This is a genomic window from Bacillus salitolerans, from assembly GCF_042680805.1.
Lineage (GTDB): Bacteria > Bacillota > Bacilli > Bacillales > SA4 > Bacillus_CJ > Bacillus_CJ salitolerans.
The window spans coordinates 295,692-319,842 of record NZ_JBHUEM010000003.1 but is presented as its reverse complement, the minus strand read 5'-3'; the positions used below and the strand labels follow the sequence as shown (position 1 = coordinate 319,842).

Genomic DNA, 24,151 nt, shown 5'->3' with positions numbered 1-24,151 from the left:
CATTTGCTTTTTTCTAGAAAAACTCCTTAAGCAATAGAGACTTCCATAGACACATCCAATATTTCCCTTCATGAATTTTGTATATTAACCTTTCCTACTTCTTCGATAAATGGTGAAATAAGATAGAATAAATCCAATTACAGCTCCAGCAATTGCTCCAACAATGTATCCTGCAAATTGACTACCAGATGTATGATAACCGAATCCACTAAACCCTAACATCCCAATAAATATGACAACTAGTTGAACTGGACGATTTAATGATTTCCAAAGAAAAAAGCTCCCATTTCTTTCATATGGTTGCCTAGAAAAAGTAAGATAACCTACAATCGAAAAGACAATTGATAGTATTAAAGGTACAATGACTCCCGTTTTGGTTAAGGTGTTACCGTAAAATAAATAATATATTGGGGAAAGCTCTAATATACTATCAATGACAATCTTCGTTGGAATATAAGAACGGACCATAAACTCTTCAATCCAAATGGCAACATTCATACCGATCGAGTTCATTGTTATTATAGGAAGTACAGAAACACTAAATGCTGTTAAACCTTGGGCAAATACATTTCCTGTTACCCCACCTGCTGCTAGCGTCAAGGAATACACAAGAATCAAAGTGACAAACAAATGACTGTAAAAATCACTAAAATAATAATACTCTGCATCCATAACTTTTAGTAACGTAAAGGTCAATCCTAAAGACACAAGAACACTAGAGATTAGTAATAGTAGCCCTACGGATAGTTTTGTTACGTAAACTGCTCCGCGCGAGTAAGGTAGAGCAAGTTGAAAGTCAAACAACCCTTTCCCTCTTTCAACTCCTATTTGAGTAATAGCAAGTAAAAATGCATAAAGGGACGAAAGAAAGATATGGCTTCCTACTCTCCCATCAATGTAAAAAGTAAACTGATCAATCGAATACTGAAATGACTTCCAGCCTTGATATGATAGGTAAGTTTCGACTGGAAGAAAAAAACTAATGTATAGAAATCCAAGAATTATAAGCCATTTTTGCTGCCTCCATTCAATTTCTAATAGTCCCTTCTTTACCATCTTCTTTTACCTCCAAACTTTGCTATAAACACTTCTTCAAGATTGACAGAAAGTTCATTCCATACCTTTGGTTGCAGTGATTTAAGCCAACTTCTTCCTTCAATATCGGATTTTGGAAGAAGAAGGGTGTAAAAAATTCCTGCATGGTCGAGAATGGGAATTTTCTTTTCTCTTATTTTAAGTGAGATGTCATCATCGAACACAGCCTGGATCTTAACATATTGTTCCTTTAGCTCATCCAAGTCAAAAACCTCTGATAATTGGTTATTCTCTAAAAATCCGATACGGTTGCAAATTCGTTCAATATCTTCCAATCTGTGCGATGTAATAATGACAGTTATTTCTCTATCTGCTACTTCATCGATCAGTAGTTGAAGTAGGTCGTGTCTAGTGACCGCATCAATTCCATCAGTTGGTTCATCGAGCAAGAGTACCTCTGGTCTTGATGCAAAAGCTACGATTAATGATAGTTGTTTCTTTTGACCAGTTGATAGTTCACGATATTTTTTATTTTCAGGTAAGCTATACCGGTTCATTAATTCATTTGCATAGGAAATATCAAATTGTGGATAAATACTTTTCAAAATTTGCGTTAATTCATTATAATTGTATTTCTCAAAGAAGGAATTTCTAACAGGCATAAACTGAATTTTTTGCTTGAGGGTTGGACATTTAATAATGGATTCTTGATTATATAAAATATCACCTTTTTCAGGTATCAGCAATTGCATGATTAATCGCAGTAATGTTGTTTTTCCTGAACCATTACAACCTAGCAATCCAAATATTTCTCCTTTATTGAATTGAAGATTAATATCAGATAGAACGACCTCATCATCTAAATATTTCGTAATATCCACCAAACTAAGCATCCATTCCCCCCCTCATTTCTTGTTGAATTTCACTTAACCAAATTTGAATATCCTCTATATTGATTCCAGTATAAAGTGCATCAATCACAATTTCTTTGAGTTGTTCTTTTATCATTATTGCTTTCTCCTCGTCCATTGTCATTTGGAATACTTCTGACACAAACGTGCCTTTCCCTCTTAACGTTTCAAGAATTCCAACACGTTCTAATTCTTTATATGCTTTACTCACTGTATTTGGGTTAGCGACAATCATCGTTGACAACTCCCTAACAGATGGAACTTTTTCTCCTGGTTTAATGATTCCTTTTACGCATAGCTCTTTGAATTGTTTAATAATTTGCTCATATATCGGAGTCGAACTACGTGGGTCAATATGTATCATTGGACTCCTCCTTTACTTATAATAATGTATCATGTGTATTATATCATATAGTACACTTATTACATGATGTAATCTTGAGTCTTATGTCAAGACGTCTATATGATTGAATAATGTACAATTGTTATACAAATCACATACTTTTTTTGCATAAAAAAAGCCTCCCTTAAAGGAAGCAGTACAATCACTTAACTTCTTGGTTCATTCATATATGTATAAATGACATTTCCACCTTGCATAGCAATTCCACGGAAGTGTTTAAAATCCTCTTGTTTTACCAGCAGAGCTCGAAAAGTTAAAAAATCTTGTTTTTCAACTAAGTATTCTTCAATTTCTCGGTTTCGTAACTTTGTAAGAATCTCATTTACTTGATTTTCATCCATATTCCTAAAGTCCTCTCCATTTATTTATACCTTTATATAAATAATCATGAATAAAAAATTTAAGTTGTACAAAACATATACATGAAGCAACGATAAGAAAGGGGGTAAACCAACATGGCAACTAACAACTCAAATCAATTGCTTGTACCTGGTGTACAAGGCGCACTTGATCAAATGAAAATGGAAATTGCCCAAGAGTTTGGTGTAAACCTTGGAGCGGATACATCTTCTCGTTCAAATGGGTCTGTAGGTGGAGAAATTACAAAACGTCTTGTTCAAATGGCTGAGCAACAACTTGGAGGACATAGATAATTAGTTTTCTTCACAACATCCACTCTAAAAACAGTGCTTACACGGTGAGATGGCTGCATGAAGATCCAACAAGAATTTTCACCGTGAACTATTGCGAACATACACCATGATTATTACCATGAATGTTAAATTACACACAACAGATATGCGTAAATGACAACATGATCATACAACTAGAATGATTTACGTCATCACCATGAATCCCATACACCATGAAAAAGAACCAAACACACAACACACAAAAGTTATTGTATACAATATGATAATTAAGCATACAACATTTATTTAAAGCAGTAACGAAAAATCCATCCAACAATGAAGCAAGTACGATTGCCCAAGCACATACGATTGAAGCAGCTTTGCTGCTTCTTTTTTATACGAAAGAAGTTACGATTGTAACCAAGTCATTAGCTTAGAATAATTTGCTTTTGCATCCTCATAGCCTTCTTCATAAAGCTCAATTAACTTAGTTTTATTACGTTCCACTCTACCTACCTTTAATGGTTTAGTAGGCTGTAGAATAAAAACATTTCCATTCTTCTCTTCACTAAAAATGTACTCTAATGTTTTATTATAGCTTTCAGCACGAATGTCTAATTTTTCTAATAAACCTGGGTAATTGCGATAAGCCTTTCTTGTAAGCCATGAGTTTCTTGAAGGCTTTTTGTAATACCCTCTATTTCTCGTTAGAATCACTACATTTTTTGTTAAACCGTCATGTTCAGCTTGCCTTATCGGTATCGGATCTGAAATTCCACCATCAAGCAAGTGACGTTGATCGTATTTCACGATTGGAGCTACAAATGGTAATGAACTTGACGCTCTTAAAATTTGCAGCATATCCTTACCATGTTCTCGATTGTTATAATAGATGGTCTCTCCACTATGGCAATCAGTTGTTCCAACGATAAAGGTTTCATTTGCCTTATTGAAAGTATCGTAATCAAATGGGTCAAGCTTATTAGGTACTTCATCAAAAATAAAATCCATTCCAAAAAGTTGTCGTTTTTTCAAGTAGTTTCTATAAGATAAATAATCTGGGTTATCTAGATGATCTGTATTTACTCTTTTATTTCTTCCTTTTTGCCTAGAAAGATACGATGCTGCACTGCAGGCACCTGCTGATACGCCAATAATATATGGAAAGTATAAATCTTGTTCCATAAAATATTCGAGTACGCCTGAAGTATATACGCCTCTCATTCCGCCACCTTCTAGTACTAATCCTGCATGAACCATACTTCAAGTCTCCTTCCAAACATGTTTCGAGCACCCTGTCATTTTACCATAATTTTTGTAGAATAGGTTTGTAACATTTTATTGACAAATATGAAATTTTTCTTAAAATAAAGGAAATGACTTTACGTTTCGACAGATTTCATGCAAACTTGTAGTTGTAAGGTATTGGGAAGGAGAGATTTTGTCATGAAAACAGCCGCATTAGGCGATATAATTGAATTTAAAAATGGACTCCAAGGAATAGTAGAAAAAGTTAATGAAAACTCCGTAATTGTAGATTTAACGTATATGGATAACTTCCAAGATCTTGACTTAGAGCGACGCACAGTCGTTAACCATAAGAATTATAAAATAATTGGTGCGCTAAATGACTAAAAAATAGCAGGAAAAGCTCCTGCTATTTTTTTTATCGATTATCTATTTTCTCCGGGTATAAGTCATGGTTCATTAATCGATACTCCGCCATCTTTTCATACTTTGTCCCCGGCTTACCATAGTTTGTATATGGATCAATTGAGATTCCACCTCTTGGAGTAAATTTTCCCCAAACCTCAATATAACGAGGATCCATTAATTTAATTAGATCCTTCATAATAATATTCATGCAATCCTCATGGAAATCCCCATGATTTCTGAAGCTAAATAAGTACAGCTTTAATGATTTACTCTCTACCATTAATCGGTCTGGAATATAACTAATATAAATGGTTGCAAAGTCGGGCTGATTTGTTTTTGGACAAAGACTAGTGAATTCAGGGCAGTTGAACTTTACAAAGTAATCACGCTCAATATGCTTATTCTCAAAAGTCTCTAATACATCAGGTGAATATTCAAACAAATACTTCGTACCCTGATTTCCTAATAAAGTCACACCTTCTAATTCAGAATCTTTTCTTCCTGACATGAATAAAACCTACCTTCTACTAATAAATAAATGAATTCATCCATTTTTGGTTCATCAAGCCTTATCAAATAAAAAGAAGCCCCTGTTCTATGAATAGAATTTGAGCTTCCTAACCACATCTATAAAATCAGAACTAAACAAACCATACCGTCAAGATATCGTCTGATCTAGTTTTTTATAGAGGGAGTTCGCGAACCTCTTCTAATTATTTATTTCACGTCCTCTAATATAGCATATTTTCTAGTGAGAGCAACAAGAAATATTTTGAAAGAAGATGTTTCATGTGAGGTTGTTCCGAAAAGTAGTTGTTCTGAATGGGGCGATCTTAGTCTGTGTTCCTATTATCGGGTCTTGCTTGCGTTTATCGCCCACTTAAACGTCTTCGAATCTTCTATAGTTTGAAGTGGAGGTCTTTTCGCCGGTTAGGCTGGAGAACAAAAGGCGCAAGCACCCCGGGTAGGCCAGACAAGCAAAGGGCGACCTTTCCCTTGTATTCATGACAGGTTATTTGACCTCGAGTAGGATGAAATGGCAAAGATCGTCGCCATTTCATCTTGGCTGGGCACAGGAGCCAGATTACTAAAGCATATTGTAATAAGATACAATCAATACTTTAAATCTCAAATTTATTAAAAATGCTACTTACTTCAACATCCTCTAAATTTATTCATATATGCTTCCTTATAGGTCCACCTATGAACAAAGCAAACCTAGCAATAAAATAACTTGTGTATGTAATAATCACATAGGATATAAAAGAAAGGATAACACCTATGCCTGTTAATAGTAATGCTTCTGGCATGGTGTCCACGATGATCATATAACCATTAACATAAGAAACCATAAGTCCTCCTGGAATGAATGAGTAATACAAAGGAACTAATAGAAATGCTAGTGGCAGTACTAGAAACGTAATGACAATTACAAGAGATAAAATTCCTATCGGTAATCTAAATATGCAATATGCAAAATATAACCAGTTGGTTGGATCAAGTAACGTGGATTTTATGCTTGTGAAGAAGGATTGTGAGAAATCCTCCTTTTTTCTTTCGGTTACTTGCACTATCCCAAAATACCAAGTAACCATAGACATTTCACCCTTCACCAAATTCTTAGCGAAAACTAGTGTTCCTGCTAATATCGGCAGCCCGATAAGGGTGATTGCAAGACCTACTCCTAATGAAAAACCAGTTACCATTATTACAAAAGAAAAAACACTTATAGGAAAATTAAATAACAAAAAAATAACACTTCTTCCAAAATTACGACTACTAGGTGCTATTCCCCTTAACCCATCGGAAGTTTCGATTTGAGCATTCACCCTAACTACCTCCATCAATTTTATTAATTATACTATAGCGTTTAATAGTCATATTCGTAAGGTGCATATCGTCATATTTTTGTCATTATCTAAATATAATCGTGATTTCGTTACACTTTGCTTTTGTTCTCGGCATGCACCTTACACGTGCTATGCAATCACTGTAGTTATCAAAAAACATGGCAGTATTTCTGAGAACCCCGCATAAGGTACTTTTACCTAATCCATTTTTAAAGCTCCAGAAGAAGTCTTGCCCCTCTCTCCAACAAAATTACACACGTATAGTAAAAGAAATAAGCCTAGTATTGTACTAGGCTCATTTTCATTAAACACTTAATTTCTCAACTATTTTTTCCTCGGTTGCTCTTTTGATTGGTAATAATGTACCTACCAAAGCAATGAATCCACAAACGATTAATATAGTTGGTAAACCAAATCCAGCTATACTAGCAACCGTTCCCATAATGATTAGATCAAATACAGAATCTAACACAGACAACAGTGAGATGGTCGTTGCTCTTACATTTGAAGGGATAAACTCATTACTAAGCTTTGAATAAATTGGGTATCGTACTGCACGAACAAAACGTAAGATTAAAAAGGCTACTAGCACTACCCATAGAGAATGACCAAACTGACTGATGGCTAGTAAGCTTAAAACGGCAAATCCCCCTGTTACATGCATTAGCATGACGGCTGAATACCTCTTTGTCATCCATCCTATCGAACGTGAAGCAAAGAATCCAAGGACAGCTGCTATCGCATAAATTACACCAATAAGTATGACTGGTATGCCAGCCTCTGTTAATATAAGTTGGTCAAAATTATCAAAAATAGCTGCTGCAGGAATAAACACAATAGAGACATTTAAAAACATCCATAATAACTGTGGTGTCTTTTTAATAACCTTAATACCTTCTCCAACATGCAAAAATGGATGTTCCTTTGAATATTCCATTTTTGATGGTTCTTTTACAAACAATGTTAGAAACACCACAACAAATTGGGCAGCCATACTCATGATTAACAGCATGAAAAATTGTGATTCTGCTAAGTCTTTGGCAATATACGATCCGACTAATACAGTTACAATCATTGTCAAAAAGGTCGCTGATTGTATTTTCCCCATTACACTGTCCATTTTTTCTTCATCATTTGACTGCTTTAACGATTCATAAAGTAACGCTTCGTCTGCTCCAGAAAAAAAGGTAACTGAAAGACCACTCAAGGCACTAGCTAGGAAAAACACCCACGGCTCATGTGCAAAAATCAATATGCCTACACTAATTACTCTAATAAATGACCCTGTTAAAAATGACAGCTTTGCTCCAAAACGGTCTGCAAAAACCCCGGTTGGAACTTCACCAATTAAAACAGCTCCGCTCCAAAACATGATGATTAAAACTAACTCAGTCTCATTAATTCCTCGCTCAAAATAAAAAAGAGTTAATACCGGTTTAATAAAACTAATCGTACTAAAGAAGTTGATCCAAAAAAGAATTCGAGTATTATACGAACCTAACGTATTTTTCATCACAATAAAATGTCCTCCTACTTTATGCTCGTCTCATTTGCAGCTTAAAAAAGCAGGAGATATGATGTTAGGGCGATTTGATTACACTAGCGAACAAATCTCCCTGTTAATAAATCTCCTGCTGCCTGTAATCCAAGTGTTTGTACTGACATGTAAATTCCTCCTTTAAAATGATATTACTATTATAATCATAACGTTATTTTCTAGCAATCTTTTCCTTTTCGGCTCAATTTGACGAATTACAACAATAATCGCCGGTAATTGTCGTAGGAATTTGATACAAAAGTCAGAAAATTTCTGTTATATTTTGTAAATGTAAAGGACTATATTTTTCAGTTATCATTCTAAAGGTATATTCATATAATTTCACCCATAAGATTGTAAGTAGGAGGAGAAACTGATGAGCATACGTACACAATTTGATGAACAATTATTAGCATTAAAAGAAAAACTACTAGAAATGGTTTATCGTTCAAAGCATGCAATTGATCAATCTATTATAGCCTTACAATCACAGAACTTAGAACTAGCACAAAAGATCATTGATGATGACCATGAAATAAATATGTTAGAGCGTGAAATAAATGAAATGGCTATCAAAAACATTGTCACTCAACAACCCGTTGCCACAGACCTAAGAAGAATCATTGTTGCCATTAAAATTTCATCGGACATTGAACGTGTTGGTGATTTAGCAGTCAATATTGCACGCTCCACACAGTTTATTGGCAATGAACCTTTTTACACCTCGATAGAATCTATTCCAGAAATGGCACGAGTTATACAACAGATGCTTTCCGATTCCCTAACAGCTTTTCATGAGGAAGATGTTGAAAGAGCGTATTTGATAGCTAAAGAGGATGATCAAATTGATCAAATGTACGGAGATACTATCCAAAAGCTATTGACTCAGATGACAGCAAGACCAGATGGAATTCCTCAACTCACGCAGCTTGCATTTATTTGTAGGTATCTTGAAAGAGTTGGTGATCATATAACAAACATTGCAGAGAATATTATTTTTTTAGTAAGAGGAGAAAGAATTGATTTGAATTTTTAACTATCAAAAAAAGGAATGGAAAGCTTTAGCCTTTCCATTCCTTTTTTGTTTAAATGGTTACGCATACATCGCTTCCACTTGTTTTTGTAGTTCACTGTTTTCTAAATACTCATCATACGTCACTTGCTTATCTATAATACCTTTAGGTGTAATTTCAATGATACGATTCGCAAGCGTTTCTACAAATTGATGGTCATGGGACGTAAATAGCATTGTTCCTTTAAAGTTGATGAGACCATTATTTAGTGCAGTAATTGATTCTAAATCCAAATGATTTGTCGGTTCGTCCAACACGAGGACGTTAGCACCTGTTAACATCATTTTTGAAAGCATGCAACGGACTTTTTCTCCCCCTGATAAAACTTTCGCTTTCTTCATAACTTCCTCTCCGGAAAATAGCATTCTTCCAAGGAATCCACGTAAAAAGCTTTCAGTTTGGTCATTTGGAGAATATTGACGTAACCAATCAACTAAATTCATGTCGTTGTTTTCAAAATACTCGGAGTTATCTTTAGGGAAATAAGCTTGACTTGTTGTTACACCCCATTTATATGTTCCACTGTCAGCTTCCATCTCACCCATTAAAATCTTAAATAAAGTAGTCTTGGCAATTTCATCTCTTCCAACAAAGGCAATCTTATCATTCTTATTAACGATGAAGCTAACATTATCGAGTACTTTTTCACCATCAATCGTTTTTGTAATGCCTTCCACACGCAATAGATCATTACCTACTTCACGTTCTTGTGCAAAGTGAACATATGGATATTTACGTGATGATGGTCTAATATCGTCAAGCTGGATCTTATCAAGTGACTTCTTACGTGATGTTGCTTGCTTCGATTTTGAGGCATTTGCGCTAAATCGTGCAATAAATGCCTGCAGTTCCTTTATCTTTTCTTCTTTCTTCTTATTGGCATCCTGCGCCATTTTTGAAGCTAACTGGCTTGATTCATACCAGAAATCATAGTTACCGACATAGATTTGAATTTTTCCAAAATCCAGATCTGCAATATGAGTACAAACTTTATTTAGAAAGTGACGATCGTGAGATACTACGATAACGGTGTTTTCAAAGTTGATTAAAAATTCCTCTAACCAGCGAATCGCATGGATATCTAAGTGGTTAGTAGGCTCGTCCAACAGAAGAATATCTGGTTTACCAAATAGAGCTTGAGCCAATAATACTTTAACCTTTTCTCCACCTGTAAGTTCTGCCATTTTTTTATGGTGGAACTCTTCACCGATACCTAACCCTTTTAATAAAATGGCTGCTTCAGACTCCGCTTCCCAACCATTTAATTCAGCAAACTCACCTTCTAATTCAGCAGCTCTCATTCCATCTTCATCAGTAAAGTCTGCTTTCATATAGATTGCATCTTTCTCTTGCATCACTTCATAAAGACGTGCATGCCCTTTTATAACCGTTTGGATAACCTCAAATTCTTCATATTCAAAGTGGTTTTGTTTTAAAACCGCCAGTCTTTCACCAGGTGTGATGACAACATCACCCTGCTGTGCTTCTATTTCACCAGATAAAATCTTTAAGAACGTCGACTTCCCAGCACCATTTGCACCAATTAATCCATAACAATTACCCGGTGTAAACTTTATGTTAACATCATCAAATAGTTTTCGATCTCCATAACGTAACCCCACATTTTGAACAGCAATCACAGTTTTTTCCTCCAATCTATTTCACTTCGGATATTATAGCACAAATTCAGTCACAATGAACTATCGTTGAAGGACAGATTGGAGAACTTTGTAGAATCTTTTATTTCATAATAGGTCTTATTTCATGGAAAAGACGCATTCGGAAATGCGCCTGTCAATATTACTTATTTTCTACGTCATTGTTTGTTACATCTTCTGCAAGATCATCATATGACTTTACTTTACCATGAGGGTTCTGTGCCTCTTTTCTCGTTCTCCATTGTCGCTCTTTTTGGCGTTTAGATTGAGTCATAGCCTATTCTCCTTCATATTGTATTTTAATAATAGGATGCACCAACCTTTGATTGTGTAATGTATGAAAAATAAACCAAATCTGAGGGATAATCCTTTAGTTTGGCAAGAACAAAAAGGCTCAGGAGCCGGAATACGAAAGACTATTGTAAAATGCCACAATTAAAACTTATTCTTAGTAGAAAAACTTGGCGGAAGTGTCCGTGACTACGATAGGAAAGTTATACTTACCCACAATTTAACTGAAAAAGGGTTACTTTTTATGATGTTGAAGAACTTTAATTAAGGACAGAGTCATAATGGAAGAAATTTTGCTTTCATGCCATTTTAAAACATGGTCTTTTTTTAACATTTAAAAGTCTATCAGCAACTTTATTCATTTTATCAGCAACTCCTTGAAAATTATCAACAACTATCTGATTTTAACAGCAACTTTTCGTATTTATCATCAACTTTTTTGGGTATCAGCAACTTTGCAAATTTTATCAGCAACTTCTACGCATTTATCGGCAATTATATTAATTGTATCAGCAACTTTTTTTGGTACGGAAAAATCCATATCACTAGGTTACAGATCTATAGTAGAAGACATTGTTAACCTGATTTCAGGGGAGTAATATCTCTAATATAAATAAGTTTTTCAGTGTACTTGAAAAGTCTCATCATTTTGTATTAACGAACAAAAGGCCTATGCGTCCTCGTTAGCATAGGGCAGAGCAAATGTTCAATTAACCATCAGAAACGATCACTGATGGAGTTTACTGTATTCGACCTCAAGCGGCTCGGCACTGGAGCAGGAATACGAATGAATATTGTAACTTGGAACAATAAAAAAACGTATTCCATTTTATCTTTAAAGAAAAAAAGCCTCCGAATAGGAGACTGATCAGTTATCCTTGCTTGGACTGACCTTTTCCAAACATGATATATATACCAACTACAATTAAGACGAATGGCCATAGGTTAAAAATCGGAAACTCTAAGAATCCTTCAAGAAGAAAGACGATGCCTACTACAGCTAATATAAAAACTGGAATGAGTAATCCCGCTTCCCTTCCACCAAAAAAATATAATTCGAATAAGCCGAATGATACCGCAAATAAATAGACCGGCCATGTTAGATGCGAAAATTGCCAAGAGGTAAATGTTTCAAAGATAAACAAACTTCCAATAACAAGAAGGATTCCACCGGGTACTAATAAACCTGCAAGATGTTTCTTTGCCCCACTTAGGAAAAATGCTAAGTGAAAAGCAATGCCCGGGATAACGAGAAACAAAGGCCATAGTGATCCCCATGGATTATTGATTATTCCCATTGATTCTAAAGAAAATAGTAACCCAACTATAATCAAGATACTGCCTATCAGAATATTTCGTTGCTTCATATTTCTCCTCCCTTCTATGATTACTATATCAACAAACAGTTGGGAAAGTCATCCGGTTTTTGTATATTTTTACCCATAAAATAAACCAAGTAGAATAATCTTTCTACTTGGTTATACCTTACTCACTATCTGGGGTAATATTAAAAAAATCAGCTGATTTATTTTTTTCAATTTGATTTTTTTCTGTATCCTTCTTACCCATTTTCCCATCTGATTCATAGCTAAGGTTTGGAATTTTCTCTTTCTGTTTCTTCATCTAAACAGCCTCCTTTTTCATTCATAGGATGACCTTTTTTTACTCATACTATGACAGTTGATTATGTACATAATTCTTTTAAAAAGATAGGTGAATGATAGGTGAAGAAACGAGCGATTCTTATCCTTATCCTGTTAGTTTTATTTCTGTATCCATTAAAATTAAGAGCTGATATAGACAATAGACTTCCTTCCCCCATCAGCTTTAAGGTAGAGCCGTTACACTGGAGTTTTGTGAATACTCTCCTTCCCAAGTTCTCAACCTTTACCATTATTGATTGGGAAACAGGTAAATCCTTCCAAGTTCAAAGACGAGCTGGCAGGAATCACACAGATGTTCAGCCCCTTACTTCTAAGGATACGAAGATTATGAAGAGTCTATATAACGGCAAGTGGAGTTGGAAAAGAAGAGCTATTCTCGTACAAACAAAAGATTATTTAATTGCTGCCTCTATGCATGGTATGCCACATGGAGCTGGGGCACTTCAAAACAATTTTCCTGGTCATTTTTGTATACATTTTAACGGGAGTACGACACATCGGTCAAAAAGAATGGATTTTTCTCATAAATTAATGATTCTAAAAGCAGCAGGTTTGGTCGAAGATTATTTAAGCAAGATGAATATCCCTACCTTTACCGAGGCATTTATTGAATCCATAAATCAACAAGATCCATATTTATTAAATCTAACTCTCACAAAGGGATGGGAAAATGATATCATGCTTTCTAAATGGATGAAGACTATCGAATCAATAAAAATAAAAAGTGATTTCATCATTGAAACAAACATGGAAGAAGATGCATTATTGTTCAAGAATCTTTCTATTCCAGTCACGATTTATTCAACCATAAACGGTAAAGATGAAGGATATATGTCTCTACAATTAATAAGGTCCAGTCCATTTGAAAAATGGAGTGTTTCCTATGAAGAACTAAAATTCATTCCAAATTAAAGGGGATGTTTCGTAAACATCCCCTTTATTCATTAATAATAAGGATAAGGTGGGACTGGATAAGGATAATACGGGTACGGTGGATAGTAATATGGTGGTCTAGCTAGTGCACCTAGTGCTAATCCTCCTGCTAAACCTGTTAAGAATGGTAAAGGTCCTATAAATGGTCGTCCAAAAGGGCGCCCAATGCCAAAGCCGAGAAATCTTTGATCATGTCTATAAGGTATCATGATTAGCCTCCTAAAGTTTATTCTCTTTAGGATATGCGTCTACTCCCCTTGTGTAATGGGCCAATATAACAGAGATTAATTTTTTTTACGATAACTTCCAATAAACTTATTCACAAATATTTCTTCATAGATACTTAAATTATGCCGATAACATAAGTATAATAAACTATATATATTCGAGGTAAAGAATATTAGTTTAAGTCTATTAAACTAGAAAATACTTAAAGTTGGTGATACTTATGGACAAAGCAACGATTATAGGATTGATTCTCGCACTACTAGCTCTTCTATTAGGTATGTTCTTTAAACATGTACCTTTCGGTGTGTTACTTAACCCTGCAGCATTCTTTATCATTATAGTAGGTACAGCGGCAGCCGTTACAATTGGTTTTCCTGGACATGAGCTGAAAAGAATCCCAAAGCTCTTTGGTGTATTATTTAAAACAAAAACATCCCAAACTGTTAGTGATCTTATTCCGATGTTTACAGATTGGGCTAACATTGCAAGAAAAGAAGGACTTCTAGCGCTAGAAGCAAAAATTACTGAAATTGATGATCATTTCTTGAAAAATGGTCTTAGTCTAGCCATTGATGGTCAATCTCCTGAATTTATTCGGGATGTCATGAACGAAGAAATTGATGCGATGGAAGAACGACACCTTGCCGGTGCGGGAATATTTACCCAAGCAGGTACGTATGCTCCAACACTAGGAGTATTAGGAGCGGTAGTCGGATTAATTGCAGCACTAGGCAATATGGCTGATATTGATGCACTAGGAGCAGCAATTGCTGCAGCATTCGTAGCAACACTTCTTGGGATTTTTACTGGGTATGTTTTATGGCATCCATTTGCGAATAAATTAAAGAGAAAATCAAAAGAAGAAATACATGTAAAACGCGTCATGATTGAGGGGGTTTTATCGGTTTTAGATGGACAATCTCCTACAATGTTAGAACAAAAGCTTGCAAGTTATTTACCTCATTTTGAACGAGAGAAATACTATGCTTCTCAAGGTGGTAAATCAGATGAGTAGGAAAAAGAAACATCATCACGAGGAACATGTTGATGAATCTTGGCTTATTCCCTATGCTGATTTATTAACACTACTGCTTGCATTATTTATTGTATTGTTTGCAAGTAGTTCAATAGATGTTCAAAAGTTTCAGCAATTGGCCAGGTCATTAAATAGTGCGATGAGTGGTGGAACCGGGTTGATGGAATATCCTAGTCCCCTTCCTGAAGAAAGACCAGAATCCCTAAACCAGGAAGACGTGAACAATGACCCAAATGAAAACCCTGAATTTGACAAGAAGGAAAGATCTGAACTCGCCGAGCTTCAGAAGAAGATTAATACGTATATTGATAAGAGAAGATTAGCTGACAAACTTCAAACCACATTAACAGAAGATGGACTGTTAATCACAATATTAAATGATGTTTTTTTTGATTCAGGAGCAGCAGCTGTTCGGTTAAGTGATCAAACTTTAGCAAGAGATATTTCAGAGTTATTAGTCTCGGAACCTCCCAGAAATGTAGTAATTAGTGGACATACAGATAATGTTCCGATCAGTAATGCACAATTTGATTCAAACTGGCACCTAAGTGTGATGCGTGCTGTTAATTTTATGAAACTTCTCCTTGAAAATGAGAAATTGGATGCGAGGAGATTTAGCGCTAAAGGATTTGGTGAGTATCAGCCTGTTGATACAAATGATACAGCAAAAGGTAGAGCAAATAACCGTCGCGTTGAAGTATTAATTCTACCAAATGAATTTAATGAGTAATAAATCAAGGCATCTAATTTAGATAGATAGAAAAAACCGAGAACACAAATGTTCTCGGTTTTTTCTTATTCCTTTGCGCCATGCCCAAGCTTTTTAAGTAAAAAAATTAATGACTCTTTTTCTTCCGTATTCAGTGATGCTTGAATATTTTGTATATATTGTTCATGCTGAGGAAAAATTTCTTCCATCAATTCCTTCCCAGCCTTTGTAAGTGATGCATATGTTACTCGTCTATCTTTCAAGCATTGTCTTCTAGAAAGTAGTCCTTTCTTCTCTAGCTTATCCACTACATAGGTGATACTGCCGCTTGCTATAAGGATTTTCCCTCCTATTTGTTGCAGAGGTGTATCACCCTTATGATATAAAAGCTCTAATACAGCAAATTCCGTTGGGTTTAGCTCAAACCTTTGTATCGATTTATTCGCAAGATCATTTACACTTCTGTACGCCCTTGATAGTACAACAAACAATTTTAGGGATGTTTCTATATCCTTATTTTTTTCCATATTAACCAATTCCTTATTAAGAAATAATATCTTGAATTAAAGATAATGATAATGAATCCCTTGTGCTTTGTCAAGAAGTCCCTTTCATCACCAAATAGAACAAAAGGCTCAGGGCGCCCCGTTTAGCCTAAGGAAAAGCAAATGACGTCAACTTCTTACTCTTACTAGTTTGCGAAGACAAGAAGTTAAAATACGTTCAACCCTTCAAATGGAAATTAAGCATTATCCACCTCGTCCTACAAATGCGAATAGTACGTTAATGAAATCAACAGATTGTACTCATGCCAGAATGCATCCCTGTATAGAATTGAAACGAGGATACACTTCAGATCTGAGAAGTAGTGGTTAACTTTTATAAGAGCTCCTTGTCAGTTGCTCTCCCAATATATCCATTAAATGGAGGAAAAATAGGATAGGTGTATTTGTCTTACCCAAAATTCAAAAAAAAGTATTTGACACAGTACGCTTAATAATGTAAAAAGACATGAAAACTCTCATGTCTTTAAACAATTCTTTTTCGTATATAGGAGCTGATCATATCAATTATTGTAACTACAATAATAATTACAAGAAGGATCATCCCCACTTCTTCCCAATTTCGGTTTAAATAAGCAAACGTTATCAATGTACCTATACCACCAGCACCAACAATACCTAAAATTGAGGATGCACGTACATCAATTTCAAATCTGTAAATAGCATAGGATAAAAATTCAGGAATAACTTGAGGCATGATTCCATAAAACAAAATCTGAATTTTATTAGCACCATTTGCTTCCATTGCTTCAATGACTTTCATATCAATAGATTCTATCACTTCAGAGTAGAGCTTTCCTAACATCCCTGTTGATCCGATAGCAATTGCAAGGACACCGGCAAACGGATTAGGACCAACTGCTGCAACGAAAATAATGGCGAGGACGATATCCGGAAATGCACGTACTCCACCTAAAATCCATAAACCGATTTTATTAAGAAATCTATTGCTCGACATGTTAGAAGCTGCCATAAATGCTAATGGAATCGCTATTATAGCTGCTGCTAATGATCCAGTATAAGCAATAAAAATGGTCTCGACCATTTTTAAAAGGATTTCACCCGTTGCAGAAAAATCAGGTGAAAATAGCCTTGGTATGATTCGTCCGAAATTCTCAGTTGATCGCTCAATAACCTTTAACCAATCAATGTTTATACCTGAAAAAGTCCAAGTATAAATAATGACCAATATGATTGCTACAAGCCAATTTCGAATGATAGCCTTCGGATTTTTCTTCTGTTTAGGAGGTAATTCAATATGTTTCATTACAATAATCCCTCCCTAATTTTTCCACTAATATAATCAATGATCACAACTACTGCAAAGATGATAAGTGTAATCGTTGTTACGCTCGGATAATTAAAGAAGTTAATTTGCTGGCTTAATAATAAACCGATACCTCCCGCACCTACTAGTCCTAAAACAACTGAAGCACGAATGTTTATTTCAAACACGTAAAGAGAAAAGGATACAAACTGTGGTAAGATTTGAGGTACAACTGAGTACCAAATAGTTTGAAGTCGATTTGCACCAGATGCTTCCATCGCCTCAATTGGTGTCATATCAATCGCTTCAATTGTATCACTCATTAATTTTGCAAGAATACCTAAAGAAAAGATTATAAGTGCTACTATACCAGGAAATGCCCCAATCCCAAACAATCCCACAAATACAACAGCTAATATAATATCAGGGATTGTACGTAATACATTTAGAAAAAAACGAATAATGTTATAAAGAATCTTATTCGTCGTTATATTCCTTGAAGCAAGTAAACTTAATGGAATACTAACAATGGTTGCAACTGTTGTTGCAATAACAGCCATTTGAATGGTTTCAAAAAGCTTCGGCCAAACTTTATTAGCATAAGCCCAATTAGGTGGAAAAAAGCGGTAAATCAGTTCAAAAATATTTGGCAGCTTAATAAAAAAATTCGTAATAAAGGACTGAGTAGTAATAGAGCTTACGAGATAAAAACCAATGACAACAATTAGAACTATCGTCATCGTTGTCTTTGTTTTTGGTGAATAAAGGCTCGTAGGAGTATATTTTTCTACATCCTTCATTCCTCTTGACCTCCCCGTAAGTCATCTTCACGGATTGAACGACCATAAATTTCTTCAAATGTCTGTTCAGTTACCTCTGAAGCTGGCCCATCATAAACGACTTCTCCTGCTCTCATTCCAATAATTCGATCTGCATATTCCATTGCCATATCAATGAAGTGAAGGTTAACAATGGTAGTAATGTTGTCTTCACGATTTATCTTTTTCAAATAAGTCATGACCTGGTGAGAAGTTGGAGGATCCAAACTCGCCACTGGTTCATCAGCTAGGATTATTTTTGGCTGTTGTGTTAACACACGTGCAATACTAACACGCTGTTGTTGTCCACCACTAAGCTCATCTGCACGATTATATAGTTTCTCTTCAATGTTTACTCTTTTTAAACTTTCATATGCAAGTCCCATATCTTGTTTTGAATACAAATTAAGAATGCTTTTTAAAGTTCCAGTATGTCCTAAACGACCAGCAATCACATTTTTCATAACAGTTGAACGCTTAACAAGGTTGTAGTTTTGGAAAATCATTCCTACTCTTGTACGTAATTTTCTTAGCCCTGACCCGTTAAGCTTAAGTATATCTTCATTCTCTACTAAAAGTTGTCCTTCAGTTGGTGTAACTAATCGGTTAATACTCCGAATGAATGTTGACTTACCTGCACCAGATAGTCCAACAATGACGACAAATTCACCCTCATTTATTTTTATATTTACGTTTTTTAACCCCTTTGTTCCATTCGGGTACACGAGGGAAAGATTTTTAAATTCGATCATGAGGAACCCTCCTTTTCCATGTGCCACTTCATTATTAATATTGAAATGCATATGTACTGTTTTCTTATTATTAGCAAAAAAGGGAGGAGCATGCTCCCCCCTACAAAATTTTCAAGCCTTTAGTCTAATGTAATCGTATCTTTAAACTTGTTGTAAGTATCACGAACAATTTGGTATTCACTATCTTGAGCTTCACGGATAGCATCCCAAGTATAAACTTCATTCATGATAGCAATCATTTCTTCATCTTCATTAAATCCTAGGAAAGTTGAACGAATTTTGTCAACTAATTCGTCACTTAGCTCTTCTGTAACAGAAATCGTATCATTTGGAATGTAGTCTGTGTATTCTACTACTTTAAGTTTATCCATAACATCTGGATATTCTTTTTCAAGGTTTTTACGAACATCTTCAAATGTTGTAGCTACATCTGCATCACCATTGTAAACTGCTATTGCCGCATTATCGTGACCACCTGTTTGTACTGTTTCACCGAAGAATCCTGTTTGTGGATCTTCTACACCAAACTCGTCCATGATTTGAGCAGCAGGGAATAAGAATCCACTTGTTGATGCTAGATCAGGTATAGCCCAGATTTTGCCCTTCATATCTTCTAAAGATTCAATACCTGAGTCAGCACGAACTACATATTGTGCTCGGTATTCAGCAGCACCATAACGCTCTGATTTTAGAATTACTTCGACACCGTGCTTCTCGTTAGCTAAGACATAAGCAAAGGCAGGAATGAAACCAATATGTACTTCATTTGTACCCATAGCTTCAACCAGTGCAGTGTAGTTCGTCATTACTTTACCTTCAACTTCAATACCTAATTCTTCTGATAGCTTTTTAGCTAGTGGTTCAACAGTGCTTGCAATCGTGTCAGACTCTTGTGATGGCACAAAGCCCATTACAAGCTTATCAGGATCTCCTCCCGCATTTCCACATGCTGCAAGACTAATTGCTAAAATAGCAATTAATAAAATACTTACTACTTTTTTCATAATCCACTGTTCCTCCCAAAAAATATTTAATCACATCAGAAATAATTATCCACTAAAAATCTTTTTTTTGCTACACTTTTCGGAGAATTTTTACATTTTATTTACACACTCTCATTTTTGCATTTTTACCTATTATGTTTATTATATACTTACACTATCTCCTTGAATCATTTGAGCAGTCGATCATATGTATATCATTTATACCCTTAATACCCCTTCGCCTATGATAACAGCAGTACCTCCAATTTTTATGTCTCTTGTTTCGTGTCCTTTCTTTGAAATCATTATTTCTATCAAGCTTGGGCGTCCTATTTCAATTCCTTGCTCGCTAACGTAATAATAGGTTTCATCTATAGGTTCACCAATTCGATGATTCGCAAGATAGTAGCCAAGTGGTCCACTTGCACTACCAGTAGCAGGATCCTCAACTATCCCCATGGCAGGAGCAAACATACGACTGTGTACATTCGTGCTCTTAAGTTCAGTTTCTAAACAAAAAGTAAAGATATGTTTATTATTTTCTGAGCCTGCGAAACTTTCATTCCAAATATCCGTTCGAAATCGAATACGCTTCATTGCATCTAAAGACTTTACCGGGATATATAGATATGGAATACCAGCAGAAAGAGATTGGATAGGAAGATGTTGGTCTATATCCTCCTCACTAAGTGAGAGAAGTTCAGCTACCCGTTTCTTATTATGCCCTTCCTCCACGATTTTGGGTATGGGCTGTGCCATGTTGACCTTTTGAATTTGACCGTCTACCGAGTAGAGTTCAACTGGAATAGCACCTATCTTCTCCTGTAAAGTAATTGTCGTCACACCGTTCTTTACTGGTACCAAGCCCATTATTCCAAGTAAGTAAGCTGTCCCAATTGTGGGATGACCAGCAAAAGGGAGTTCCATTCTTGGTGTAAAAATTCTTAATGTAAAGTCACTATTTTGGGGGTTAGGAGGAAACAGGAACACTGTCTCTGATAAATTGAGTTCCTTCGCGATTGTTTGCATTTTATCCCCAGACAAGTCATCACAATGTAAGAATACTGCAAGCTGATTCCCTCCAAACGGTTTATCTGTAAATACATCTAATAGTACATATTGAAGTTCTTTCATCTTATTTCTCCTTTCTATACTTTGTTTCTATTTCCTATTATAATAATAAAATAGATGAATGAATGAAGGTGAATGATTGATGAAGGAATTGTTAATTGGAAGCACGCTGTCAGCTCTTTCAACAGGCCTTGGTGCGCTTCCTATCCTATTCTTACAACAAGTAACCCACCGATGGAGAGATATATTGTTAGCATTTACTGCTGGGATTATGATGGCAGCTTCAACCATGAGCCTTATTCCAGAGTCATTAAGTAGTGGTGGAATCTACCAACTTGCTATTGGTCTCTTTCTTGGTGTGTTAGCTCTAAGCATACTTGAAAGAAATGTTCCACACATAGATCTAGAACACAATCGAAAGGGAATTGAATTCGATAAGAAAGCAACATTAATCATCGCTGCCATTACCCTTCATAATCTCCCTGAAGGATTATCAGTTGGGGTAAGTTATGCCTCTGATACTGATGGAGTAGGAAACTTGATTGCATTTGCCATTGGACTTCAAAATGCTCCTGAAGGTTTTCTGGTTGCTTTGTTTCTAATTCAGCAGAAGATAAACAAGATCAAAGCATTTATTGTGGCTACATTAACAGGTGCCGTTGAAATTATCACAGCTATACTAGGATTCATACTCACTTCATTTGTGTCCTTTTTAGTTCCTTATGGTTTAGCCTTTGCCGCTGGAGCAATGCTATATATTATCTATAAAGAACTAATACCAGAGAGCCATGGAGATGGAAATGAACAAATGGCCACCTACTCCTTTATTGTTGGTTTACTTTTTATGGTCATTGTACTTCAAGTGCTGGGGTAACATTTGAAAAGTTGAGATATGTCTTTCCCGAACGCTATGAAAAAAGCCCATCTAAATGTACATACATTTTGTGGGCTTTTACAATTTATATTTATTCGATAGTTTCAAATTTCTTATTGAAAGGAAAGTAATTGTTTGTAAAAATGTTCTATATTGACGTTTATTTTTTTCAAATACTTTCTGATGCTGGTATTGGTTTATTAACTCATCCAATTCTTGACTACATTTGATCGTATCTTCACTCGTGAATCCGGTTGCAAATGCAGTAGAGATCATCATTTCTCTTTTTCTATTAATTTCCTCTAACAGCTTTGTTAATTGTTTACTAGCAGTAGACCTCACGCATTCCACCCCTTTCACTAATTAAAGTATAAATGCTATTCCACTTTTGAATTATTACAAATTCTACTAAAATTGTAAATAGAATCGCAAAAATTGACATTATTTTGGGTCGATTTTTTAACAAAATTGACAAACATTCCTTTTCTTACAATAAAAGAAGGAGAAGTAGTATAGAATTAGTAAGAAATGTCGAAATCTTATTACACAGGTATCATTTTTTTCAATCAAAAGTAACTAGTCAACGTGATAAACTGAAAATACCAAAGTCTAGTCCTAATTGGTGCAGGAGGTTAAAGATGATGAAAGAATTGAATAACGATCAAATTAAACATAATGTACGTAGTTTTAAAGGAAAAGCACATGAATACATAAAAGATAGAAATAAAGCCAAACGGTTACTTGAAGAGCTTAAAAAGAAGTCAAATGTGGAAAATGGCCGAATCCAAACATTTAAAGAACAGCTAATTTTATTAATGGATGCTTATGAAGATTGGATATCAGGAAGGTATCGTAAGATCCCTTATAAATCATTAACCATGATTGTAATAGGTATTCTCTATTTTATTATCCCTATAGATTTCATCCCCGACATCTTGATTGGTGCTGGGTATATTGATGATGCAGCGATTTTATTGTACGTCATTAAACAAATAAAGGGAGATTTAGACGACTATCAACATTGGAAGCAGAGCAGTACTACTACAATAGTAGAAGAAACTATAGAGGAATGATGAGGAGAAAGATAAATATGAAGGTTGGCCCTATTAATCATCTATTATTTTCAGTATCTGATTTAGAGAAATCTATTCATTTTTATCAAGAGGTCTTCCAAGCTAAATTACTTTTGAAAGGAAGAACCACTGCCTATTTTGACATAAATGGATTATGGGTTGCACTTAACGTAGAAAAGAATATACCGAGAAATGAAATCTATAGCTCATACACTCACATTGCCTTTTCTATTCATGAAAGTGAGTTTGAACACGTTGTTAAACATTTAAAATCCCTGGGTGTAAATATGTTACCAGGTCGTGACCGAGATGAAAGAGACAAGCGTTCAATCTATTTTACCGATCCCGACGGTCATAAGTTTGAATTCCATACAGGAAAATTAGATGATCGACTGGCTTATTACAAAGCAGAAAAACCATATATGGAATTCTATTAATTATTCCTGACATCAAAAAAAGGTACATAGAAAAGGCCCTTTCGTTTCCTTGAAAGGGTCTCTTCTATTCTAGTTAATAAGTGTCTTCTTTAAGTACAATTATGCATTTAACTCTTCTTTTTCGTAAATAGGTACCCAACCTTCTTGAGTAACGAAAATACGCACTGCTACTACCTTTCGATCCTCTTGTAAAGTAAAATAATGTCTCACATTCTCCGGGACTGAAATTAAATCACCAGGGTTTAATCTAACATCAAAAAACACTCCATCTTTCCCTTGAATAATAAATATTCCGTGACCACTAACGATAAAACGAACTTCATCATCTGTATGGTGATGCTCCTGCTGAAAATTCTTTAACAGCTGGTCTAGATTAGGTGTAGAGTCAGAAAGAGATATAACATCAGCTGTTTTGTACCCTCTTCTCTCTGAAATATCATCAATCTCTGACCTAAATACAGTTAGTATTTCATTTTTTTGGTCATCTGTTAATAGAAAATTTTCTTTTAGACTATCTGGGAGCTTTGAAATATCCCATTGTTCATAAATAACTTCATTACTATCCAAAAACTCTGCTACCTTTACTTGATCTTCAATTATTTCATTAGAACCATGAATACGAATTGTTGCCATCGATTCTCTCCTCCTATTTTATATAACTCATAGAGTGAAACTTCAATCAGTGGAGGTTTTCCTC

Annotated in this window: 30 protein-coding genes and 1 riboswitch; of the genes, 9 read left to right on the top strand and 21 right to left on the bottom strand. The window is 35.2% G+C overall.

Translation table 11 applies throughout. The features are described from left to right. Nucleotides 1-84: 84 nt before the first annotated feature. The 4 genes from ACFSCX_RS03175 to ACFSCX_RS03160 all read right to left on the bottom strand — a co-directional run bounded on the left by ACFSCX_RS03175 (nt 85) and on the right by ACFSCX_RS03160 (nt 2,690). Nucleotides 85-1,056 carry a hypothetical protein gene (locus ACFSCX_RS03175; RefSeq protein ID WP_377926657.1) on the bottom strand — a complete coding sequence of 324 codons (972 nt, stop codon included), beginning with the start codon at nt 1,054-1,056 and terminating at the stop codon, nt 85-87. Continuing rightward, complete coding sequence (locus ACFSCX_RS03170; RefSeq protein ID WP_377926656.1) at nt 1,050-1,928, bottom strand: ABC transporter ATP-binding protein; 879 nt, start codon at nt 1,926-1,928, stop codon at nt 1,050-1,052. Before ACFSCX_RS03170 ends, ACFSCX_RS03175 begins: the two co-directional genes overlap by 7 nt. Continuing rightward, nucleotides 1,921-2,310: a GntR family transcriptional regulator gene (locus ACFSCX_RS03165; RefSeq protein WP_377926655.1), complete on the bottom strand. Its 390-nt coding sequence runs from the start codon at nt 2,308-2,310 to the stop codon at nt 1,921-1,923. The genes ACFSCX_RS03170 and ACFSCX_RS03165 overlap by 8 nt, the downstream gene beginning before the upstream one ends. 185 nt (nt 2,311-2,495) lie before the next feature. After that, the gene (locus ACFSCX_RS03160; protein WP_377926654.1) at nt 2,496-2,690 is read right to left on the bottom strand and encodes a hypothetical protein; all 195 of its coding nucleotides are present in this window, start codon (nt 2,688-2,690) and stop codon (nt 2,496-2,498) included. Nucleotides 2,691-2,804: 114 nt separating this feature from the next. On the opposite strand from ACFSCX_RS03160, the gene ACFSCX_RS03155 reads away from it, so the two are divergent. Next, nucleotides 2,805-3,002, top strand: a complete 198-nt coding sequence (locus tag ACFSCX_RS03155; RefSeq protein ID WP_377926653.1) for a small, acid-soluble spore protein, alpha/beta type — start codon at nt 2,805-2,807, stop codon at nt 3,000-3,002. A gap of 387 nt (nt 3,003-3,389) precedes the next feature. Here ACFSCX_RS03155 and ACFSCX_RS03150 read toward each other — a convergent pair whose 3' ends face one another. Continuing rightward, on the bottom strand, nt 3,390-4,241 hold the full coding sequence (locus tag ACFSCX_RS03150; RefSeq protein WP_377926652.1) for a patatin-like phospholipase family protein: 852 nt from the start codon (nt 4,239-4,241) through the stop codon (nt 3,390-3,392). Nucleotides 4,242-4,427: 186 nt separating this feature from the next. Between ACFSCX_RS03150 and ACFSCX_RS03145 the strand changes: the two genes are divergently transcribed. Beyond that, a complete protein-coding gene (locus ACFSCX_RS03145) occupies nt 4,428-4,616 on the top strand; it encodes a YkvS family protein (RefSeq protein ID WP_377926650.1) in 189 nt (62 codons plus the stop codon). 31 nt (nt 4,617-4,647) lie between these two features. On the opposite strand, the gene queF is transcribed toward ACFSCX_RS03145, so the two are convergent. From queF to ACFSCX_RS03130, 3 genes are all read right to left on the bottom strand, one after another. Continuing rightward, nucleotides 4,648-5,145, bottom strand: coding sequence for a preQ(1) synthase (queF, locus tag ACFSCX_RS03140; protein WP_377926649.1), 498 nt, complete (start codon nt 5,143-5,145; stop codon nt 4,648-4,650). A gap of 161 nt (nt 5,146-5,306) precedes the next feature. Further along, nucleotides 5,307-5,350, bottom strand: a riboswitch (PreQ1 riboswitch). Between the two features lie 462 nt (nt 5,351-5,812). Beyond that, a complete protein-coding gene (locus ACFSCX_RS03135; protein ID WP_377926648.1) occupies nt 5,813-6,466 on the bottom strand; it encodes a sensor domain-containing protein in 654 nt (217 codons plus the stop codon). A 325-nt stretch (nt 6,467-6,791) separates the two neighbouring features. Next, the gene (locus ACFSCX_RS03130) at nt 6,792-8,000 is read right to left on the bottom strand and encodes an MFS transporter (RefSeq protein WP_377927061.1); all 1,209 of its coding nucleotides are present in this window, start codon (nt 7,998-8,000) and stop codon (nt 6,792-6,794) included. 400 nt (nt 8,001-8,400) lie between these two features. Between ACFSCX_RS03130 and phoU the strand changes: the two genes are divergently transcribed. Beyond that, nucleotides 8,401-9,060, top strand: coding sequence for a phosphate signaling complex protein PhoU (phoU, locus tag ACFSCX_RS03125; protein WP_377926647.1), 660 nt, complete (start codon nt 8,401-8,403; stop codon nt 9,058-9,060). Nucleotides 9,061-9,117: 57 nt separating this feature from the next. Here phoU and ACFSCX_RS03120 read toward each other — a convergent pair whose 3' ends face one another. From ACFSCX_RS03120 to ACFSCX_RS03105, 4 genes are all read right to left on the bottom strand, one after another. Next, complete coding sequence (locus tag ACFSCX_RS03120) at nt 9,118-10,737, bottom strand: ABC-F family ATP-binding cassette domain-containing protein (RefSeq protein ID WP_377926646.1); 1,620 nt, start codon at nt 10,735-10,737, stop codon at nt 9,118-9,120. A 160-nt stretch (nt 10,738-10,897) separates the two neighbouring features. Continuing rightward, entirely contained in the window at nt 10,898-11,029 is a 132-nt protein-coding gene (locus tag ACFSCX_RS03115) for a DUF6254 family protein (RefSeq protein WP_377926645.1), read from the bottom strand. Nucleotides 11,030-11,918: 889 nt separating this feature from the next. Next, a complete protein-coding gene (locus ACFSCX_RS03110; protein ID WP_377926644.1) occupies nt 11,919-12,413 on the bottom strand; it encodes a LiaI-LiaF-like domain-containing protein in 495 nt (164 codons plus the stop codon). 118 nt (nt 12,414-12,531) lie between these two features. After that, a complete protein-coding gene (locus ACFSCX_RS03105; protein ID WP_377926642.1) occupies nt 12,532-12,669 on the bottom strand; it encodes a hypothetical protein in 138 nt (45 codons plus the stop codon). A gap of 101 nt (nt 12,670-12,770) precedes the next feature. On the opposite strand from ACFSCX_RS03105, the gene ACFSCX_RS03100 reads away from it, so the two are divergent. Further along, nucleotides 12,771-13,622: a hypothetical protein gene (locus ACFSCX_RS03100; RefSeq protein ID WP_377926640.1), complete on the top strand. Its 852-nt coding sequence runs from the start codon at nt 12,771-12,773 to the stop codon at nt 13,620-13,622. Nucleotides 13,623-13,654: 32 nt separating this feature from the next. On the opposite strand, the gene ACFSCX_RS03095 is transcribed toward ACFSCX_RS03100, so the two are convergent. After that, entirely contained in the window at nt 13,655-13,852 is a 198-nt protein-coding gene (locus ACFSCX_RS03095) for a hypothetical protein (RefSeq protein WP_377926639.1), read from the bottom strand. Between the two features lie 239 nt (nt 13,853-14,091). On the opposite strand from ACFSCX_RS03095, the gene motA reads away from it, so the two are divergent. Then, complete coding sequence (motA, locus tag ACFSCX_RS03090; protein WP_377926638.1) at nt 14,092-14,886, top strand: flagellar motor stator protein MotA; 795 nt, start codon at nt 14,092-14,094, stop codon at nt 14,884-14,886. Further along, complete coding sequence (motB, locus tag ACFSCX_RS03085; RefSeq protein WP_377926636.1) at nt 14,879-15,637, top strand: flagellar motor protein MotB; 759 nt, start codon at nt 14,879-14,881, stop codon at nt 15,635-15,637. The genes motA and motB overlap by 8 nt, the downstream gene beginning before the upstream one ends. A gap of 65 nt (nt 15,638-15,702) precedes the next feature. Here the strand turns inward: motB and ACFSCX_RS03080 are convergent, their stop codons facing one another. The 6 genes from ACFSCX_RS03080 to ACFSCX_RS03055 form a co-directional block, all read right to left on the bottom strand. Next, a complete protein-coding gene (locus ACFSCX_RS03080) occupies nt 15,703-16,143 on the bottom strand; it encodes a MarR family winged helix-turn-helix transcriptional regulator (protein WP_377926635.1) in 441 nt (146 codons plus the stop codon). A 502-nt stretch (nt 16,144-16,645) separates the two neighbouring features. Further along, nucleotides 16,646-17,446, bottom strand: a complete 801-nt coding sequence (phnE, locus tag ACFSCX_RS03075; RefSeq protein ID WP_377926634.1) for a phosphonate ABC transporter, permease protein PhnE — start codon at nt 17,444-17,446, stop codon at nt 16,646-16,648. Continuing rightward, on the bottom strand, nt 17,446-18,246 hold the full coding sequence (gene phnE, locus ACFSCX_RS03070) for a phosphonate ABC transporter, permease protein PhnE (protein ID WP_377926633.1): 801 nt from the start codon (nt 18,244-18,246) through the stop codon (nt 17,446-17,448). Before phnE (ACFSCX_RS03070) ends, phnE (ACFSCX_RS03075) begins: the two co-directional genes overlap by 1 nt. After that, nucleotides 18,243-19,016, bottom strand: a complete 774-nt coding sequence (gene phnC, locus ACFSCX_RS03065) for a phosphonate ABC transporter ATP-binding protein (protein WP_377926632.1) — start codon at nt 19,014-19,016, stop codon at nt 18,243-18,245. Before phnC ends, phnE (ACFSCX_RS03070) begins: the two co-directional genes overlap by 4 nt. A gap of 119 nt (nt 19,017-19,135) precedes the next feature. Then, nucleotides 19,136-20,020 (bottom strand): phosphate/phosphite/phosphonate ABC transporter substrate-binding protein, encoded by an 885-nt coding sequence (locus tag ACFSCX_RS03060; RefSeq protein ID WP_377926631.1) that lies wholly within the window; start codon nt 20,018-20,020, stop codon nt 19,136-19,138. 198 nt (nt 20,021-20,218) lie between these two features. After that, nucleotides 20,219-21,133: a PhzF family phenazine biosynthesis protein gene (locus tag ACFSCX_RS03055; protein WP_377926630.1), complete on the bottom strand. Its 915-nt coding sequence runs from the start codon at nt 21,131-21,133 to the stop codon at nt 20,219-20,221. Nucleotides 21,134-21,212: 79 nt separating this feature from the next. On the opposite strand from ACFSCX_RS03055, the gene ACFSCX_RS03050 reads away from it, so the two are divergent. Continuing rightward, complete coding sequence (locus tag ACFSCX_RS03050; RefSeq protein ID WP_377926629.1) at nt 21,213-21,944, top strand: ZIP family metal transporter; 732 nt, start codon at nt 21,213-21,215, stop codon at nt 21,942-21,944. A 78-nt stretch (nt 21,945-22,022) separates the two neighbouring features. Here ACFSCX_RS03050 and ACFSCX_RS03045 read toward each other — a convergent pair whose 3' ends face one another. Then, complete coding sequence (locus ACFSCX_RS03045) at nt 22,023-22,286, bottom strand: aspartyl-phosphate phosphatase Spo0E family protein (RefSeq protein WP_377926628.1); 264 nt, start codon at nt 22,284-22,286, stop codon at nt 22,023-22,025. A gap of 299 nt (nt 22,287-22,585) precedes the next feature. Here ACFSCX_RS03045 and ACFSCX_RS03040 point away from each other — a divergent pair, with 299 nt between their 5' ends. Both ACFSCX_RS03040 and fosB read left to right on the top strand, forming a co-directional pair. After that, nucleotides 22,586-23,017 carry a YkvA family protein gene (locus ACFSCX_RS03040; RefSeq protein WP_377926627.1) on the top strand — a complete coding sequence of 144 codons (432 nt, stop codon included), beginning with the start codon at nt 22,586-22,588 and terminating at the stop codon, nt 23,015-23,017. A 17-nt stretch (nt 23,018-23,034) separates the two neighbouring features. Continuing rightward, on the top strand, nt 23,035-23,454 hold the full coding sequence (gene fosB / locus ACFSCX_RS03035; protein WP_377926626.1) for a metallothiol transferase FosB: 420 nt from the start codon (nt 23,035-23,037) through the stop codon (nt 23,452-23,454). Nucleotides 23,455-23,553: 99 nt separating this feature from the next. Here fosB and ACFSCX_RS03030 read toward each other — a convergent pair whose 3' ends face one another. After that, complete coding sequence (locus ACFSCX_RS03030; protein ID WP_377926625.1) at nt 23,554-24,087, bottom strand: 1,2-dihydroxy-3-keto-5-methylthiopentene dioxygenase; 534 nt, start codon at nt 24,085-24,087, stop codon at nt 23,554-23,556. Nucleotides 24,088-24,151 lie beyond the last annotated feature (64 nt).

What these genes read in the sequence shown, in the direction of transcription:
- phnC (WP_377926632.1), bottom strand. Translation starts at nt 19,016, where the DNA reads ATGATCGAATTTAAAAATCTTTCCCTCGTGTACCCGAATGGAACAAAG.
- ACFSCX_RS03145 (WP_377926650.1), top strand. Translation starts at nt 4,428, where the DNA reads ATGAAAACAGCCGCATTAGGCGATATAATTGAATTTAAAAATGGACTC.
- ACFSCX_RS03110 (WP_377926644.1), bottom strand. Translation starts at nt 12,413, where the DNA reads ATGAAGCAACGAAATATTCTGATAGGCAGTATCTTGATTATAGTTGGG.
- motA (WP_377926638.1), top strand. Translation starts at nt 14,092, where the DNA reads ATGGACAAAGCAACGATTATAGGATTGATTCTCGCACTACTAGCTCTT.
- ACFSCX_RS03175 (WP_377926657.1), bottom strand. Translation starts at nt 1,056, where the DNA reads ATGGTAAAGAAGGGACTATTAGAAATTGAATGGAGGCAGCAAAAATGG.
- phnE (WP_377926634.1), bottom strand. Translation starts at nt 17,446, where the DNA reads ATGAAACATATTGAATTACCTCCTAAACAGAAGAAAAATCCGAAGGCT.
- queF (WP_377926649.1), bottom strand. Translation starts at nt 5,145, where the DNA reads ATGTCAGGAAGAAAAGATTCTGAATTAGAAGGTGTGACTTTATTAGGA.
- ACFSCX_RS03095 (WP_377926639.1), bottom strand. Translation starts at nt 13,852, where the DNA reads ATGATACCTTATAGACATGATCAAAGATTTCTCGGCTTTGGCATTGGG.
- ACFSCX_RS03160 (WP_377926654.1), bottom strand. Translation starts at nt 2,690, where the DNA reads ATGGATGAAAATCAAGTAAATGAGATTCTTACAAAGTTACGAAACCGA.
- ACFSCX_RS03165 (WP_377926655.1), bottom strand. Translation starts at nt 2,310, where the DNA reads ATGATACATATTGACCCACGTAGTTCGACTCCGATATATGAGCAAATT.
- ACFSCX_RS03030 (WP_377926625.1), bottom strand. Translation starts at nt 24,087, where the DNA reads ATGGCAACAATTCGTATTCATGGTTCTAATGAAATAATTGAAGATCAA.
- ACFSCX_RS03060 (WP_377926631.1), bottom strand. Translation starts at nt 20,020, where the DNA reads ATGAAAAAAGTAGTAAGTATTTTATTAATTGCTATTTTAGCAATTAGT.
- ACFSCX_RS03170 (WP_377926656.1), bottom strand. Translation starts at nt 1,928, where the DNA reads ATGCTTAGTTTGGTGGATATTACGAAATATTTAGATGATGAGGTCGTT.
- phoU (WP_377926647.1), top strand. Translation starts at nt 8,401, where the DNA reads ATGAGCATACGTACACAATTTGATGAACAATTATTAGCATTAAAAGAA.
- ACFSCX_RS03105 (WP_377926642.1), bottom strand. Translation starts at nt 12,669, where the DNA reads ATGAAGAAACAGAAAGAGAAAATTCCAAACCTTAGCTATGAATCAGAT.
- ACFSCX_RS03050 (WP_377926629.1), top strand. Translation starts at nt 21,213, where the DNA reads ATGAAGGAATTGTTAATTGGAAGCACGCTGTCAGCTCTTTCAACAGGC.
- ACFSCX_RS03080 (WP_377926635.1), bottom strand. Translation starts at nt 16,143, where the DNA reads ATGGAAAAAAATAAGGATATAGAAACATCCCTAAAATTGTTTGTTGTA.
- ACFSCX_RS03115 (WP_377926645.1), bottom strand. Translation starts at nt 11,029, where the DNA reads ATGACTCAATCTAAACGCCAAAAAGAGCGACAATGGAGAACGAGAAAA.
- fosB (WP_377926626.1), top strand. Translation starts at nt 23,035, where the DNA reads ATGAAGGTTGGCCCTATTAATCATCTATTATTTTCAGTATCTGATTTA.
- ACFSCX_RS03055 (WP_377926630.1), bottom strand. Translation starts at nt 21,133, where the DNA reads ATGAAAGAACTTCAATATGTACTATTAGATGTATTTACAGATAAACCG.
- ACFSCX_RS03155 (WP_377926653.1), top strand. Translation starts at nt 2,805, where the DNA reads ATGGCAACTAACAACTCAAATCAATTGCTTGTACCTGGTGTACAAGGC.
- ACFSCX_RS03040 (WP_377926627.1), top strand. Translation starts at nt 22,586, where the DNA reads ATGAAAGAATTGAATAACGATCAAATTAAACATAATGTACGTAGTTTT.
- ACFSCX_RS03150 (WP_377926652.1), bottom strand. Translation starts at nt 4,241, where the DNA reads ATGGTTCATGCAGGATTAGTACTAGAAGGTGGCGGAATGAGAGGCGTA.
- motB (WP_377926636.1), top strand. Translation starts at nt 14,879, where the DNA reads ATGAGTAGGAAAAAGAAACATCATCACGAGGAACATGTTGATGAATCT.
- ACFSCX_RS03130 (WP_377927061.1), bottom strand. Translation starts at nt 8,000, where the DNA reads ATGAAAAATACGTTAGGTTCGTATAATACTCGAATTCTTTTTTGGATC.
- phnE (WP_377926633.1), bottom strand. Translation starts at nt 18,246, where the DNA reads ATGAAGGATGTAGAAAAATATACTCCTACGAGCCTTTATTCACCAAAA.